This window comes from Sphingomonas sp. Leaf20, from assembly GCF_001421535.1.
Taxonomy (GTDB): Bacteria; Pseudomonadota; Alphaproteobacteria; order Sphingomonadales; family Sphingomonadaceae; genus Sphingomonas.
The window spans coordinates 854,964-871,236 of sequence record NZ_LMKN01000008.1 but is presented as its reverse complement, the minus strand read 5'-3'; the positions used below and the strand labels follow the sequence as shown (position 1 = coordinate 871,236).

Below are 16,273 nucleotides of genomic sequence, written 5' to 3'. Positions count from 1 at the left end.
GTCGGCGCGAGCCCTAGTGGCCCTTGATATGGTGGCGCGCCCACATCATCGCCAGCCCCTGGATCGTCAGGTCGGCTTCGATGACGTCGAACACGTCGGTCTGTTTTTCGAAGAGTGTGGCAAGGCCGCCCGTCGCGACGACCTTCACGGGGCGACCGATCTCGGCCTTCATCCGCGCGACCAGCCCCTCGATCATCGCGACATAGCCCCAATAGATGCCGATATGCATCTGCGAGACGGTATTGACGCCGATGACGCTGATATCGCCCGGTGCCTCGATCGCGATCCGCGGCAATTTCGCCGCGGCGGTGACGAGCGCGTCGAGCGACAGGTTGATCCCCGGCGCGATGATCCCGCCCTTGTACGCGCCGGTATAGTCGACCACGTCGAACGTCGTCGCGGTCCCGAAGTCGATGACGATCAGGTCGCCCTTGTGCAGCGCATGCGCCGCGATCGTGTTGACCGCGCGGTCCGCGCCCAGCGATGCGGGCTCGTCGACGTCGATCGCGATCCCCCATTCGACCGGCGCCTGCCCCGCGATCAGCGCCGTCGTATGGAAATATTTGGACGCCAGGACCTGAAGATTGTGCAGCGCGCGCGGCACGACGGTCGCGACGATGACACCCTCGATCGTCGAGCGGTCGTGCCCGCCAAGCTGCATCAACTGGCTCAGCCACACCGCATATTCATCCGCCGTACGCCGCGGATCGGTCGCGATCCGCCAGCGCGCGACGATATCGCTGCCCCGCTCGGTCTGGTTGACGAGCGCGAACACGACATTGGTGTTGCCGGCATCGATGGCGAGCAGCATGGGGCCTTCAACCTTTCCGTTCGCGTCGGGCATAGGCCAGACGTCGGGCGATGGCGACTGGCGGCATCACAGCAGGAAGACGTCGGCGGCGTGAATGACGCGGCGCTCGCCCGACGCCACGCGCAGGATGAGTGCACCGTCGGCGTCCAGCCCCGCGAACAGTCCCTCGACCGTGCTGCCGTCTGGCAGATGCGCGGTGAGCGCGGTGCCGACCGGGTGCGCACAATCGACCCAGCGCTCGCGCACCGGCGCAATTCCCTCGGTGCGCCACCGCGAGACCCAGCGCGCAACGCCATCCGCCAGGATGTCGAGGAACATGGCGGGCTCGACGACCACGCCGTGCGCCGCGAGATCGGTCGTCCGGCGATCGGGCAGATCGGGGTGATGGGCGATGTTCACGCCGTAGCCGATGATGACCGCATCATCCGCGCGCTCGAGGAGGATGCCGGAAAGCTTCGCGTCCGCGAGCAGGAGGTCGTTCGGCCATTTCAGCGCGAGGATAGCGCTGGAGTCAGTCGTGCCCTGACAGATGCCGGCGACGAGGAAGGTCGAGACGGTTTCCTGCAATGCGACCGCTGCGACGAGCGCAAGGCTCGCAGCAGGTGGGTCGCCCGCGCGGAGGCGGACCAGCGTGCTCGCGTAGAGATTGCCTTCGGGCGAATTCCACGCGCGCCCCATCCGCCCGCGGCCCGCCGTCTGACGGACCGCACGCAGCCACGACCCGTCCGCCGCACCGCTGCGTGCGAGCGCCATCAGGTCGGCATTGGTCGATCCTGTCTCCGCAACGGTCCTGATCGTGGTCAGAACAGCGCCCGTGCCGCAGCCATCGTCCATGCGCCGATCACCGGGATCAACAGATAGCCCGCCGGCGACACGAAGATCGCTGCCAGTGCGATCAGGCCGCCCTCGACCTTGTTGTCCATCGGCGCGAACGCCGGGGCCGGATCGTCGAAGTACATCGTCTTGACGACACGCAGGTAATAATAGGCGCCGATCACCGAGGCGGCGATGCCGACCACGGCGAGCGGGAACAGCCCGGCGTCGACCGCAGCGCTGAACACCGCGAACTTCGCGTAGAAGCCGAACAGCGGCGGGATGCCGGCAAGGCTGAACATGAAGATCGCCAGCGCCGCAGCAAGACCTGGCCGCGTCCGCGACATCCCCGACAGGCTGGCGATGCTCTCGACCGGCTGGCCATCTTCGCCGCGCATCTGCAGCACGACGAGGAACGAGCCCAGCGTCATCGCGACGTAGATCGTCAGGTACATCAGCACGCCCGACACGCCCTCGGGCGTACCCGCGGCGAGGCCGATCAGGGCGAAGCCGACATTGTTGATCGACGAATAGGCGAGCAGCCGCTTGACGTTGGTCTGGCCGATCGCAGCAACCGCGCCGAGGATGATCGAGGCGAGTGCCGCGAAGATCACGATCTGGCGCCACTGGTCCGTCGCCGGCCCCATCGCTTCGACCGCGACGCGCACCGACATGGCAAGCGCGGCGACCTTGGGCGCCGACGCGAAGAACGCGGTGACCGGGGTCGGTGCGCCCTCATAGACGTCGGGCGTCCACATGTGGAACGGTACCGCGCTGATCTTGAACGCGAGCCCGGCGAAGACGAACACCAGACCGAACAGCAGCCCGAGCGACGGCGTGCCTGCATAGGCATCGGCGATCCCTGCGAACACGGTCGTCCCGCTGAACCCGTAGACGAGCGAGATACCGTAGAGCAGGATGCCGCTGGCCAGCGCGCCGAGCACGAAATACTTCAGGCCCGCTTCCGCCGACCGTCCGTCGCGCCGCATGAAGCTCGCAAGGACATAGGCCGCAAGGCTCTGCAGCTCGAGGCCGACATACAGCGTCAGCATGTCGCTCGCCGATACCATGATCCCCATGCCGCACGCGGACAGCAGGATCAGCACCGGATATTCAGGACGCAGATTGTCGCCCTGGGTCCGCGCGAAGAAGCTCGGCGCCATCATGATCGCGACAGCGGAGGCGATATAGATCAGGACCTTGGCAAACGTGCCGAACGCGTCGGCGCGGAACATGCCGTCAAAGGCATAACCACCCGACGATGCGGGACCGGTCAACGCGATACCCGCGCCGACAAGGACGAAGACAGCAGCGATCGAAATCGCACGTGTGGCCTTCTCCCCGCCCCAGGCAGCGACGAGCATGAGCGCGATCGCACCAAGCGCGAGCACGAGCTCGGGCAAGGTCATTGCGATGTTAGCGGCGTAATCCATCAGTGTGCCTCCCCGTGCGCGGCGTCATGCACGGTGGCGGGCTTCCCCGCAGTTGGGTTCGAATCGCTGGCGGGCTTGGCGCGGTCGACGCGGGCGAGCAGCACGCTCACGTCCTTGCGCATCGGTGCCAGGAAGCTCTCCGGATACACGCCCATCCACAGCACGACGGCGGCGATCGGTGCGAGCAGCCAGAATTCGCGTGCCGACAGGTCGACCATGCCCCGTACGTCGTCCGACTTGATCTCGCCGAACACCACGCGACGGTACAGGTACAGCATGTACGCAGCACCGAGGATGATGCTCGTCGTGCAGAGCAACGCGGTCCAGGTCGAGACCTGATAGGTGCCCATCAACGACAGGAACTCGGCGACGAAGCCGCTGGTGCCCGGCAAACCGATCGACGCCATCGTGAAGAACAGGAACAGGACCGCGTAGCGCGGCATGTTGATCGCGAGGCCGCCATAACGCGAGATCTCGCGGGTATGGAGCTGGTCGTAGATCACGCCGACGCACAGGAACAACGCGCCCGATACCAGCCCGTGGCTCAGCATCATGATCATCGCGCCCTCGATGCCCTGCCGGTTGAACGCGAAGAGACCGATTGTCACGATCGCCATATGCGCGACCGACGAATAGGCGATCAGCTTCTTCATGTCCGACTGCACCAGCGCGACGAGGCTCGTGTAGATCACTGCGACCGCCGACAGGCCGAAGATCAGCCAGGTCAGCTGGCCCGACGCTTCGGGGAACATCGGCAGCAGGAACCGCAGGAAGCCGTATCCGCCGAGTTTCAGCAGCACGCCCGCCAGGATCACCGACCCTGCGGTCGGCGCCTGCACGTGCGCGTCGGGCAACCAGGTGTGGACCGGCCACATTGGCATCTTGACCGCGAACGATGCGAAGAACGCCAGCCACAGCCAGGTCTGCACATGCGCCGGGAAATCATAGTTCAGCAGCGCCGGGATGCTCGTCGTGCCCGCGGTCTTCGCCATGTACAACATCGCGATGAACATCAGGACCGAGCCGAGAAGCGTGTACAGGAAGAACTTGTACGACGCGTAGATCCGGTTCGCGCCACCCCAGATGCCGATGATCAGGTACATCGGGATCAGGCCGGCTTCGAAGAACACGTAGAACAGGAACAGATCCTGCGCCGCGAACGTGCCGATCATCAGCACTTCGGTGAACAGGAACGCCGCCATGTACTCGGGCACGCGGGTCGTGATCGAGCGCCAGCTTGCGCCGATGCAGATCGGCATCAGGAACACGCTGAGCATGATCAGCATCAGCGCAAAGCCGTCGATGCCGAGCGACCAGCCGAACGGGCCGAAGATGCCCGGCGCATGCTCGACGAACTGCCACTGCGCGCCGCCGATGTCGTAATTCATCCACAGCATGATGCCGAGGACGAAGTCGATCAGCGTTGCGGCCAGCGCCAGCATCCGCGCGGTGTTCGCCGAGACGAACAGGCACGCGATGGCCGCGATCATCGGGACCGCGATCAGGACGGAGAGGATAGGAAAGCCGGTCATCAATAGAGTCCGATCGCCCAGGTGACGGCTGCGGTCAGGCCGATCAGCATGACAAAGGCATAGGTGTAGAGATATCCCGTCTGGAAGCGGCCAGCGACGCGTGCGCCGATCTGGACCAGCCATGCCGACCCGTCGGGGCCGAACCGGTTGATCGTCTTCTCGTCGCCGCGATGCCACAGGAAGCGGCCGATCGCGAAGGCGGGGCGGACGAAGATCAGGTCGTACAGCTCGTCGAAATACCACTTATGCAGCAGGAAGTCGTAGAGCACGCCGAATTGCTCGATCACCTTGCCCGGGAAGGACGGGTTCTTGATATAGGCGTACCAGGCGGTCAGCAGGCCGAGCAGCATCGCGATCGTCGCCGACAGCTTGATGAACAGCGGCACACCGTGCATCTCGTGCATCAGATGTTCGCGGAACGCGAGTGCGCCCTTCCAGAACTCTTCGCCCGCAGATGGCTCGATGAAGTAACCGTGGAACACGAAGCCCGCGAGCACCGCGCCGATCGACAGGACGATCAGCGGGATCAGCATCGGCAGCGGGCTCTCATGCGGGTGATACCCGCCATCGCCTTCCGCCGGTGCATGCGCAGCGTCGTGATGATCATGCGGCGCGTGACCTGCGTCCTCGGCCTGGGCCGGGTTCGCATGATGGTCGTCCGCATGATGCACGTCGTGCGCACGGTCATGGCCGTGCGCGTCGTGGAGCGCATGCTGGATATGCTCCGATGCGGCCCAGCGCGGCTTGCCCCAGAAGGTGAGGAACATCACGCGCCACGAGTAGAAGCTGGTGAGCAGCGCGACGAGCACGCCGACGAACCACACGCCCGGCTCACCCGCAGCCCAGCTCGCCTCGATGATCGCATCCTTCGAGTGGAAGCCCGCGAACCCGAACGCGGTGTTGCCGAAGATGCCGGGGATGCCGACGCCGGTGATTGCGAGCGTACCCGCCATCATGCCCCAGAACGTCACCGGGATCTTCTTACGCAAGCCGCCATAATAGCGCATGTCCTGCTCGTGGTGCATCGCATGGATCACCGAACCGGCACCCAGGAACAGCAGCGCCTTGAAGAAGGCGTGCGTGAACAGGTGGAACATCGCCGCGCCATAGGCGCCGACGCCGGCTGCAAAGAACATGTAGCCGAGCTGCGAACAGGTCGAATAGGCGATCACGCGCTTGATGTCGGTCTGCACGAGCCCGCAGGTGGCGGCGAACAGGCAGGTCGCGGCACCGACCGAAGTGACCACGGTCAGCGCGACCGGGCTCATCTCGAACATCGGCGACAGACGGCACACCATGAACACGCCCGCGGTGACCATCGTCGCCGCGTGGATCAGTGCCGACACCGGCGTCGGCCCCTCCATCGCGTCCGGCAGCCAGGTGTGCAGGCCGAGCTGTGCCGACTTGCCCATCGCGCCGACGAACAGCAGCAGACAAAGCACCGTCATCGTATCGAGACGGTAGCCTAGGAAGCCGATCGTCGATCCGGCCATGCCGGGCGCCGCGGCGAGGATCTCGGGGATCGAGACCGTGCCGAACACGAGGAACGTGCCGAAGATGCCGAGCATGAAGCCCAGATCGCCGACGCGGTTGACGACGAACGCCTTGATCGCCGCGGCGCTGGCCGATGGCTTGCGGAACCAGAACCCGATCAGGAGGTAGGACGCGAGGCCCACGCCTTCCCAGCCGAAGAACATCTGCACGAGGTTGTTCGCGGTCACGAGCATCAGCATCGCGAAGGTGAACAGCGACAGATACGCAAAGAAGCGTGGCTGGTCGGGATCCTCGTCCATATAGCCCCAGCTATACAGATGGACGAGCGCCGAGACCGACGTGACGACCACGAGCATCACTGCGGTCAGCGCATCAACGCGCAGCGACCACGCGACGTTCATGTCGCCCGACTGGATGAAGTCGAGCAGTGGCGCGACGGTCGCGGTGCTGGTGCCCGCCATGAAGCCGAGGAAGATCGGCCAGGACAACAGGCACGACGCGAACAATGCGGCCGTGGTGACGATTTTCGCCGGCACGTTGCCGATCGCGCGGTTGCCGAACCCGGCAACGATCGCGGCCAGTAACGGCAGGAAGACGATAAGCTGAATCAACCGTATTACCCCTTCATCCGGTTGACGTCGTCGACCGCGATGGTGCCGCGACCGCGGAAATAGATGACGAGAATGGCGAGACCGATGGCGGACTCACCCGCGGCGACGGTCAGCACGAACATCGCGAAGACCTGCCCGACGAGATCGTTCAGGAACGCCGAGAAGGCGACCAGATTGATGTTCACCGCGAGCAGGATCAGCTCGATCGCCATCAGGATGACGATCAGGTTCTTCCGGTTCAGGAAGATGCCGAGCACCCCCATCGTGAACAGGATCGCCGCGACGACCAGGTAATGGACGAGACCGATCGTCACAGTTCGACTCCCTGCCCGACGACCGGGCTCGTGTTGCGCGTGGCGTCCTGCGGACGGCGCGCGTTCTGGCGACTGATATTCTGAGTCTTGACCCCGCCACGCTGACGATGCGTCAGGACGATCGCCCCGATCATCGCGACCAGCAGGACGAGACCGGCGACTTCAAACACGAACAGATAGCGCGTGTAGAGCAGGTTCCCGATCGCCTGGATGTTGGGCACGGTGTCGGAGATCGGCGCTGCACGGCGCGCGAGCTGGATCGGCCCGGTGCTCCATGCGCCGACCGCGATCATGACCTCGGCCGCCAGCGCGACGGCAAGTGCAAGACCGATCCCGAAATAGCGCGCGACGCCCGCGCGCATCTCGGTGAAGTCGATGTCGAGCATCATGACGACGAACAGGAACAGCACCGCGACCGCACCGACATAGACGATGACAAGCAGCATCGCGATGAACTCGGCGCCGACCAGGATCATGAGACCCGCGGCGTTGAAGAAGGCGAGGATCAGCCACATCACCGAGTGGACGGGATTGCGCGACGCGATGGTCATCGCGCCCGACAGCACGACGACGAACGCGAACAGATAGAAGGCGAGTGCCTGGATCACGGTATCACCCTCCGCGTCACACCAGCAAAAGCTGGGGCGTTCCGGTTGCAGAGCGCGCCCTTGCGGCACGAGATCCCAGCCTGCGCTGGAATGACGGAGTTAATCTGGGTCATCGCGGCGCTCGCTTAACGGTACGGCGCATCGGCGGCAAGGTTCGCCGCGATCGCGCTTTCCCAACGGTCGCCATTATCGAGCAGCTTCGACTTGTCGTAGATCAGCTCTTCACGCGTCTCGGTCGAGAATTCATAATTCGGCCCCTCGACGATCGCGTCGACCGGGCACGCCTCGGCGCACAGCCCGCAATAGATGCACTTGGTCATGTCGATGTCGTAGCGCGTCGTCCGGCGCGAACCGTCGTCGCGCGGCTCGGCCTCGATCGTGATCGCCTGCGCAGGGCACACGGCCTCGCACAGCTTGCACGCGATGCACCGCTCTTCGCCGTTGGGATAACGACGCAGCGCATGCTCACCGCGAAACCGCGGGCTGACCGGGTTACGCTCGTACGGATAGTTGATCGTCGCCTTTTCCTTGAAGAAATAGCGAAGCGTCAACGCGTGCGCCTTCACGAATTCCCACAGGGTGAACGACTTGATGATCTGAGCGACGCTCATGAACCCACTCCAACGCGCATCAGCATGAGATAGCCCGACACAAGGAAAACCCAGAACAGCGAGACGGGGAGGAAGATCTTCCAACCCAGCCGCATCAGCTGATCATAGCGATAGCGCGGCACGGTCGCCTTGACCCAGCTGAACAGGAAAAAGAAGAACAGGATCTTGGCAAACAGCCAGATGATCCCCGGCACGTAATAAAGCGGTGCCCAGTCGACCGGCGGCAGCCAGCCGCCCCAGAACAGCGTCGCGTTGAGCGCGCTCATCATGATGACGTTGGCATATTCGCCGAGCCAGAACAGCGCGAACGCCATCGACGAATATTCGGTCTGGTACCCGGCGACGAGTTCGCTCTCCGCCTCGGTCAGATCGAACGGCGCGCGCTGCGTCTCGGCCAGGCTCGAGATGAAGAACATCACCGCCATCGGAAACAGCAGCGGGTTGAGGATGTACCCGTTGAAGAACCAGACATGCGACTTCTGCGACAGCACGATCGTCGACAGGTTGAAGCTGCCCGACCACAGCACGACCGAGATCAGGATGAAGCCGATCGCGACTTCATAGCTGACCATCTGCGCGGCCGCACGCAGCGCCGAGTAGAAGGGGTATTTCGAGTTCGACGCCCAGCCCGACAGGATCACGCCGTACACGCCGAGCGACGACGCCGCGAGCACGTACAGCAGACCGACGTTGATGTTGGCCAGCACGACGCCGGTCTGGAACGGTATCACCGCCCATACGATCAGCGCCGTGGTGAAGGTGATGATCGGCGCCAGCAGGAACAGGCCGCGATTGGCCGCGGCCGGGACGATCGTCTCCTGAAGGAAGACCTTGAGGCCGTCGGCGAAGCTCTGCAGGAGGCCGAACGGCCCGACGACGTTGGGACCGCGACGCAGCGCCATCGCCGCCCAGATCTTGCGATCGGCATAGATGATCATCGCCACCGCGAGCATCAGCGGCAGCGCGATCGCGAGGATGTCGATGATCGTCGCGATGAAATACGCCCAGCCATAGCCGAGCGCCGGTTCGAACCAGGAGATCATTCGGCGGCCTCCGCAAAGTCTTCCCCGTGGAGAAGTTCTGCCGAACAGCGCTGCATCGTCGGCGATGCGCGGCAGATCGCGTTGGTCAGGTAGAAGTCCTTGATCGGATAGCCGGCGAGGACGCCGTGGCCGCCCTCATTCCCGGCGTCCGTGCCCGACGGCACGGCCCAGTCGAACGTCGCGAGCGCCTGGTGACGCAGCGCGGGGACGGCGGCGAACATCTCTTCGCGCAGACCCTCGAAGCTGTCGAACGGCAGCGTGTGGCCCAGCGTGTCGGACAGCGCGCGGAAGATCGACCAGTCGTCACGTGCGTCGCCCGGCGCGAACACCGCGCGCTCGCCGCGCTGGACACGACCCTCGAGGTTGACCCACGTGCCCGACTTCTCGGCATAGGTCACGCCCGGCAGGATGACGTCGGCAGCCGCCGCGCCCTTGTCGCCGTGATGCCCCACGAACACCTTGAAGCCAGCAAACTGGCTGAAATCGACTTCGTCGGCGCCGAGGAAGAAGCCGAGCTTCGCCCCCATCACGTCGGCGATGCCGCCCGTCTGCGCATAGCCGAGCATCAGCCCGCCCATTCGCGACGCCGCCATATGAACGACGTTGAAGCCGTTCCAGTCGTCCTTCACGAGCCCCAGCGTATCGACCAGCTTCAGCGCAGCCGCATGGCCGCCCTTCAGCGCCGCGCCACCGACGATCACCATCGGACGCTCGGCCTTGCCGAACGCCTCGGTCACTGCGTCGGGCAGATTGCCGAGCAGCGCCAGATCGTCGCCGAGCCATTCGACCTTGTACGTCAGGTCCGTCTCCGGCCCGATCGCGAAGACCTTCGCGCCCTTCTTGATCGCCTTGCGCACCCGCGTGTTCACCAGCGGCGCTTCCCAGCGCAGGTTGGTGCCCACCAGCAGTATCGCGTCGGCGCGCTCGGTGCCGGCGATCGTCGTGTTGAAATTGACCGCAGCGATGCTTGACGTGTCATAGGCCATGCCGGTCTGGCGGCCTTCGAGCATCGTCGAGCCCATCTTCGCGAGCAAAGCCTTGGCGGCGTACATCGTCTCGCAGTCGACCAGGTCGCCGGCGACAGCAGCCACACTCGACCCGGCGTCAACCGCCTTGATCGCCGCGAAGGCCTCGTCCCACGTGGCGGGAACCAGCTTGCCGTTCACGCGGACATAGGGCTTGTCGAGCCGACGACGCACGAGACCGTCGATCGCGTGGCGCGTCTTGTCGGTTGCCCACTCCTCGTTCACGTCCTCGTTGATCCGCGGCACGCAGCGCAGCACCTGGCGACCACGGCTGTCGAGCCGGATGTTGGTGCCGACCGCGTCCATGACGTCGATCGTCAGAGTCTTGCGGAGTTCCCAAGGACGCGCCTCGAACGCGTAAGGCTTCGACGTCAGCGCGCCGACCGGGCACAGGTCGACGACGTTGCCCGACAGCTCGCTCTTGACCGCATTCTCGAGATACGAGGTGATCTGCATGTCCTCGCCGCGGAAGATCGCACCGATCTCCTCGACGCCCGACACTTCCTCGGCAAAGCGGATGCAGCGCGTGCACTGGATGCAGCGGGTCATGACCGTCTTCACGATCGGACCCATATACTTCTCGGTGACCGCGCGCTTGTTCTCGTCATAGCGCGAATGGCCGCGACCATAGGCGACCGACTGGTCCTGCAGATCGCACTCGCCGCCCTGATCGCAGATCGGGCAATCGAGCGGGTGGTTGATCAGCAGGAATTCCATGATGCCCTCGCGGGCATTCTTGACCATCGGCGAGTTGGTGAAGATCTCCTGCTTGTCCGCCGCCGGCAGCGCGCACGACGCCTGCGGCTTGGGCGGACCAGGCTTCACCTCGACCAGGCACATCCGGCAGTTGCCGGCGATGCTCAGCCGCTCATGGTAACAGAAACGCGGGATCTCCTTGCCGGCAAGCTCGCACGCCTGCAGCACGGTGGCACCCTGCGGCACCTCGATCTCTACGCCATCGACTTTGACTGTAGGCATTACTCTGCGGCTTCCATCATCGGCGCGGTGTCGCCACCACGTTCGCGGATACGGCGTTCCATCTCTGGGCGGAAATGCTTGATCAGGCCCTGAATCGGCCACGCTGCGGCGTCGCCGAGCGCGCAGATCGAGTGACCCTCGACCTGCTTGGTGACCTGCTGGAGCATGTCGATCTCGGACAGCTCGGCGTCGCCGGTACGCATCCGCTCCATCACGCGCCACATCCAGCCGGTGCCTTCGCGGCACGGCGTGCATTGGCCGCAGCTCTCATGCTTGTAGAAGTACGAGATGCGGCTGATCGCACGGACGATGTCGGTCGACTTGTCCATGACGATGATCGCCGCGGTACCGAGGCCCGAGCCGACCGCCTTCAGGCCGTCGAAATCCATCGCGCAGTCCATGATCTGCGCGGCGGGGACCAGTGGCACCGACGAGCCGCCCGGGATCACCGCGAGCAGATTGTCCCAGCCGCCACGGATCCCGCCGCAATGCGTCTCGATCAGGTCGCGGAACGAGATGCTCATCTCTTCCTCGACCACGCAGGGCTTGTTCACATGGCCGCTGATCTGGAACAGCTTGGTGCCGCGGTTGTTCTCCGCGCCGAAGCTCGAGAACCACGCCGCACCACGCCGCAGGATCGTCGGCGCAACCGCGATCGACTCCACGTTGTTGACCGTCGTCGGGCAGCCATACAGCCCCGCGCCCGCCGGGAATGGAGGCTTCAGCCGCGGCTGGCCCTTCTTGCCCTCGAGGCTTTCGAGCATCGCGGTCTCTTCGCCGCAGATATAGGCGCCCGCGCCGCGGTGGACGAACACGTCGAAGTCGTAGCCCGACCCGCACGCATTCTTGCCGATAAAGCCGCGATCATAGGCCTCGGCGACCGCCGCGAACAGCGTCTCTGCCTCACGGATATACTCGCCGCGGATGTAGATGTACGCGGCGCGCGCGCGCATCGCGAACCCGGCGATCAGCGCGCCCTCGATCAGCTTGTGCGGATCGTGGCGGATGATCTCGCGATCCTTGCAACTGCCAGGCTCGGATTCATCGGCGTTGATGACGAGGAAGTTCGGCCGGTCGGGCTTAGGCTCCTTGGGCATGAACGACCATTTCGTGCCGGTCGGGAACCCTGCCCCGCCACGGCCACGCAGACCCGACGCCTTCATCACGTCGATGATCGCGTCCTGGCCGAGCGCCATCAGGTCCTTGGTATTATCCCAATCGCCGCGCATGATCGCTGCGTCGACGTTCCACGGCTGGAAGCCGTAGACGTTGGTGAAGATGCGGTCCTTGTCGGCGAGCATCAGGCCCACTCCCCCCGGTAATCGTGGTTCGCGTCGACCATCGCCTTGAGCGAGGTCGGGCCGCCCTCGGGGCAGCTCGCACGGCGACCGAACTGCGGCCCCGGCGTCGGCGTACCGCCGTTGGCGAGCGCCTCGAGGATCTCGGTCGTCTTGTCGTAATCGAGATCTTCGAAGTTATCGTCGTTGATCTGCACCATCGGCGCGTTCGCGCAAGTGCCAAGACACTCGACCTCGGTCAGCGTGAACATGCCGTCGGGGGTCGTGCCGCCCTTGACGAGACCACGGTTCTTGCACGCCGCCAGCACGTCGTCCGACCCGCGCAGCATGCACGGCGTCGTGCCGCAGACCTGCACGTGATAGCGGCCAACCGGTGCCAGGTTGAACATCGTGTAGAAGGTCACGACCTCGTACACGCGCATGTATGGCACGCCGATCTGGCGCGCGACGAACTCGATCACCGGAACCGGCAACCAGCCCTGCGTCTGCGTTTCCGCACCCACCTGGCGCTGCGCAAGGTCGAGGAACGGGATCGACGCCGACTGTTCGCGGCCCTTTGGGTAGCGCCCGAGGATCTCGTTCGCCTTCACCTGGTTCTCGTCCGTCCAGGCGAACGAACCCCAGCGTGCGCGGGTCTCTGCCTCATCGGGAATTTTCGGAGCTTCAGCCATCAGCGATCACATTCACCAAAAACGATATCCATCGCGCCGAGGATCGCGGTCGTATCCGCCAGCATGTGGCCCTTCGCCATGAAATCGAAGGCCTGGAGATGCGAGAACGCGGTCGGGCGGATCTTGCAGCGATACGGCTTGTTGCTGCCGTCGGCGACCAGATATACGCCGAACTCGCCCTTGGGGCTCTCGGTCGCGACATAGACGTCGCCGGCGGGCACATGAAAGCCCTCGGTGTAGAGCTTGAAGTGATGGATCAGCGCTTCCATCGACTGCTTCATCTCGCCGCGCTTCGGCGGCACGACCTTGCGGTCGAGCGAGGCGATCGGTCCCTCCGGCATGTCGCGCAGGCACTGCTTCATGATCCGTGCGGACTGACGCACTTCCTCGACGCGCACCATGAACCGGTCATAGCAGTCGCCGCGCGTGCCGACCGGCACGTCGAAGTCCATCTTGGCATAGACGTCATAGGGCTGCGACTTGCGCAGATCCCAGGCGATGCCCGAGCCGCGGATCATCGGACCCGAAAAGCCCCATTTAACCGCATCGTCGCGGCTGACGACCGCGATGTCGACGTTGCGCTGCTTGAAGATGCGGTTGTCCGCGACGAGCGAAATCGCGTCCTCGAACAGCCGCGGCAGCCGCGTGTCGAGCCAGTCGCCGATATCGGCGAGCAGCTTAAGCGGCGCATCCTGATGCACGCCGCCGGGACGGAAATAGTTGGAATGCATGCGCGCGCCGCTCACGCGCTCGAAGAAGTTCATGCAATCCTCGCGGATCTCGAACATCCACAGGTTCGGCGTCATCGCGCCGACGTCCATGACGTGGCTGCCGAGGTTGAGCATGTGGTTCGAGATGCGCGTCAGCTCGGCGAAGAACACACGCAGATACTGCGCGCGCTCGGGCACTTCGAGGTCGAGCAGCTTCTCGACCGCGAGCACCCAGCTATGCTCCATGCACAGCGGCGAGCAGTAATCGAGACGATCGAAATAGGGCAAAGCCTGCGTGTACGTCTTGTACTCGATCAGCTTCTCGGTGCCGCGATGAAGCAGCCCGACATGCGGGTCGACGCGTTCGACGATCTCGCCGTCGAGCTCCATGACAAGGCGGAGAACGCCGTGCGCCGCGGGATGCTGCGGACCGAAGTTGATCGTGTAGTTCTGGATCGTGACGTCGCCGGTCGTGGGATCGGCGGCATCCGCCTCGCCCAGAAGCTCCTCTACGTAGAGACTCACTGGTTCTGTCCTCCACCCTTGGTCGGGATCACGTCCGACTCTACGGGCTTGTCCTGCTTCTGGTTGCCCGGATCGGGCTCGCCCGCACCGCTCTGCGAGGTATTCTGGACGTCCTTCTTCGCATAGGGCTCGCTCGGCGCGTCGGGCGCCTTGGTCGTGCTCTGCGCCGCATCCGCCTTGACGATCGTATCGGCCGAGAGCGGCGTCTGCGCGCCCTTGGCCTGCGGCAAGGCGCCCTTCTCGTCACCCGGAAGGACGTATTCGGCACCTTCCCACGGGCTCATGAAGTCGAACGTGCGGAAGTCCTGCGCGAGCTGCACCGGCTCGTACACGACGCGCTTTTCCTCTTCCGAATAGCGCAGCTCGACATAGCCCGTCAGCGGGAAGTCCTTGCGCTGCGGATGACCGCGAAAGCCATAATCGGTCAGGATGCGACGCAGGTCCGGGTTACCGCTGAACAGCACGCCGTACATGTCGTACACTTCGCGCTCGAGCCAGCCGGCGACCGGCCAGATGTCGGTCACCGACGGCACCGGCTTCTCCTCGTCGGTCGCGACATGCACGCGCAGGCGGTGGTTCCGCGTCAGCGACAGCATGCAATAAACGACCTCGAACCGCTCCGCGCGATCGGGATAGTCGACGCCGGCGATTTCCATGAGCTGCTGATAGGCGAGCCCCGGCGTGTCGCGCAGCGCGATCATCGCGTCGTACAGGTCCTCGCGACGGACGTGGAGGGCGACCTCGCCGACCTTGTCGACCGCGTCGAGCAGCATGCCGCCGAGCGCGGCGCGGGCCGCGTCGATGGTGCCGTCGTTCGCCGCATAGGCTGGTGCGGGCGCCCTCACCGTTCGATGCTCCCGGACCGCCGGATCTTCCGCTGCAACTGCATGATGCCGTACAGCAGCGCTTCCGCGGTCGGCGGGCACCCGGGAACGTAGATGTCGACGGGCACGATCCGGTCGCAACCGCGGACGACGCTGTAGCTATAATGATAATAGCCGCCGCCGTTTGCGCACGATCCCATCGAGATCACGTATTTCGGCTCCGACATCTGGTCGTAGACGCGACGCAGCGCAGGCGCCATCTTGTTGCACAGCGTGCCCGCGACGATCATCACGTCCGACTGACGCGGCGACGCGCGCGGCGCAGCGCCGAAACGCTCGAGATCATAGCGCGGCATGTTCACGTGGATCATCTCGACCGCGCAGCATGCGAGCCCGAACGTCATCCACCACAGCGAGCCCGTGCGGGCCCACTGGAACAATTCCTCGGTCGACGTGACGAGGAAACCCTTGTCGGTCAGTTCGCCATTGAGGCTGTCGAAAAAGCCCTGATCGGGTGGCACCAGCGAGCTGGGCGAACCGGGTGCGGGCTGAAGCTCTACTCCCAATCGAGTGCTCCCTTCTTCCATGCATAGGCGAGGCCGAGGGCCAGTTCGCCGATAAAGATCATCATCGAAATCCACGCGGTCCAGCCGAGCGTGAACACCGAGACGGCCCAGGGGAACAGAAACGCCGCCTCGAGATCAAAGATGATGAAGAGGATGGCGATCAGATAGAAACGGACGTCGAACTGGCTGCGAGGGTCTTCGAATGCGGGAAAGCCGCACTCATACTCGCTGAGCTTCTCGGGCGTCGGCTTGTGCGACCCGGTCAGCCGCGAGACGGCCATCGGCAGGAAGACGAACGTGCTCGACAGCGCGATCGCGACGCCGAGAAACAGGAGGATGGGTAGATATTGCGACAGGTCGACCAAAGGGGTTCTCGCATGTGCGAACAGATGGGGAGCCTTTAGGC

General features: G+C 64.4%; 16 protein-coding genes. All 16 read right to left on the bottom strand.

Features of this window, described 5'->3' with window-relative positions; genetic code table 11:
• Nucleotides 1-13 precede the first annotated feature (13 nt).
• On the bottom strand, nt 14-811 hold the full coding sequence (locus tag ASE72_RS12305) for a type III pantothenate kinase (protein WP_056022295.1): 798 nt from the start codon (nt 809-811) through the stop codon (nt 14-16).
• Between the two features lie 66 nt (nt 812-877).
• The gene (locus ASE72_RS12300; protein ID WP_056021419.1) at nt 878-1,645 is read right to left on the bottom strand and encodes a biotin--[acetyl-CoA-carboxylase] ligase; all 768 of its coding nucleotides are present in this window, start codon (nt 1,643-1,645) and stop codon (nt 878-880) included.
• Nucleotides 1,612-3,057: an NADH-quinone oxidoreductase subunit NuoN gene (gene nuoN / locus ASE72_RS12295; protein WP_056021416.1), complete on the bottom strand. Its 1,446-nt coding sequence runs from the start codon at nt 3,055-3,057 to the stop codon at nt 1,612-1,614. The genes ASE72_RS12300 and nuoN overlap by 34 nt, the downstream gene beginning before the upstream one ends.
• Nucleotides 3,057-4,589 (bottom strand): NADH-quinone oxidoreductase subunit M, encoded by a 1,533-nt coding sequence (locus ASE72_RS12290; RefSeq protein ID WP_056021413.1) that lies wholly within the window; start codon nt 4,587-4,589, stop codon nt 3,057-3,059. The genes nuoN and ASE72_RS12290 overlap by 1 nt, the downstream gene beginning before the upstream one ends.
• The gene (nuoL, locus tag ASE72_RS12285; RefSeq protein ID WP_056021410.1) at nt 4,589-6,694 is read right to left on the bottom strand and encodes an NADH-quinone oxidoreductase subunit L; all 2,106 of its coding nucleotides are present in this window, start codon (nt 6,692-6,694) and stop codon (nt 4,589-4,591) included. The genes ASE72_RS12290 and nuoL overlap by 1 nt, the downstream gene beginning before the upstream one ends.
• A gap of 5 nt (nt 6,695-6,699) precedes the next feature.
• Nucleotides 6,700-7,008, bottom strand: a complete 309-nt coding sequence (gene nuoK / locus ASE72_RS12280; protein ID WP_443019319.1) for an NADH-quinone oxidoreductase subunit NuoK — start codon at nt 7,006-7,008, stop codon at nt 6,700-6,702.
• Nucleotides 7,005-7,616, bottom strand: a complete 612-nt coding sequence (locus ASE72_RS12275; RefSeq protein WP_056021408.1) for an NADH-quinone oxidoreductase subunit J — start codon at nt 7,614-7,616, stop codon at nt 7,005-7,007. Before ASE72_RS12275 ends, nuoK begins: the two co-directional genes overlap by 4 nt.
• Before the next feature lie 125 nt (nt 7,617-7,741).
• Complete coding sequence (gene nuoI, locus ASE72_RS12270) at nt 7,742-8,227, bottom strand: NADH-quinone oxidoreductase subunit NuoI (protein ID WP_031393837.1); 486 nt, start codon at nt 8,225-8,227, stop codon at nt 7,742-7,744.
• Nucleotides 8,224-9,270 (bottom strand): NADH-quinone oxidoreductase subunit NuoH, encoded by a 1,047-nt coding sequence (gene nuoH / locus ASE72_RS12265; protein ID WP_056021405.1) that lies wholly within the window; start codon nt 9,268-9,270, stop codon nt 8,224-8,226. Before nuoH ends, nuoI begins: the two co-directional genes overlap by 4 nt.
• The gene (gene nuoG / locus ASE72_RS12260) at nt 9,267-11,273 is read right to left on the bottom strand and encodes an NADH-quinone oxidoreductase subunit NuoG (RefSeq protein WP_056021402.1); all 2,007 of its coding nucleotides are present in this window, start codon (nt 11,271-11,273) and stop codon (nt 9,267-9,269) included. Before nuoG ends, nuoH begins: the two co-directional genes overlap by 4 nt.
• Nucleotides 11,273-12,574 carry an NADH-quinone oxidoreductase subunit NuoF gene (nuoF, locus tag ASE72_RS12255; protein ID WP_056022289.1) on the bottom strand — a complete coding sequence of 434 codons (1,302 nt, stop codon included), beginning with the start codon at nt 12,572-12,574 and terminating at the stop codon, nt 11,273-11,275. Before nuoF ends, nuoG begins: the two co-directional genes overlap by 1 nt.
• On the bottom strand, nt 12,574-13,242 hold the full coding sequence (locus tag ASE72_RS12250) for a complex I 24 kDa subunit family protein (RefSeq protein ID WP_055877907.1): 669 nt from the start codon (nt 13,240-13,242) through the stop codon (nt 12,574-12,576). The genes nuoF and ASE72_RS12250 overlap by 1 nt, the downstream gene beginning before the upstream one ends.
• Nucleotides 13,242-14,477 carry an NADH-quinone oxidoreductase subunit D gene (locus ASE72_RS12245; protein ID WP_056021399.1) on the bottom strand — a complete coding sequence of 412 codons (1,236 nt, stop codon included), beginning with the start codon at nt 14,475-14,477 and terminating at the stop codon, nt 13,242-13,244. Before ASE72_RS12245 ends, ASE72_RS12250 begins: the two co-directional genes overlap by 1 nt.
• Nucleotides 14,474-15,322: an NADH-quinone oxidoreductase subunit C gene (locus ASE72_RS12240; RefSeq protein WP_056021396.1), complete on the bottom strand. Its 849-nt coding sequence runs from the start codon at nt 15,320-15,322 to the stop codon at nt 14,474-14,476. Before ASE72_RS12240 ends, ASE72_RS12245 begins: the two co-directional genes overlap by 4 nt.
• Nucleotides 15,319-15,867, bottom strand: coding sequence for a NuoB/complex I 20 kDa subunit family protein (locus ASE72_RS12235; RefSeq protein WP_082445964.1), 549 nt, complete (start codon nt 15,865-15,867; stop codon nt 15,319-15,321). Before ASE72_RS12235 ends, ASE72_RS12240 begins: the two co-directional genes overlap by 4 nt.
• Nucleotides 15,858-16,232, bottom strand: a complete 375-nt coding sequence (locus tag ASE72_RS12230) for an NADH-quinone oxidoreductase subunit A (protein WP_056021392.1) — start codon at nt 16,230-16,232, stop codon at nt 15,858-15,860. Before ASE72_RS12230 ends, ASE72_RS12235 begins: the two co-directional genes overlap by 10 nt.
• Nucleotides 16,233-16,273 lie beyond the last annotated feature (41 nt).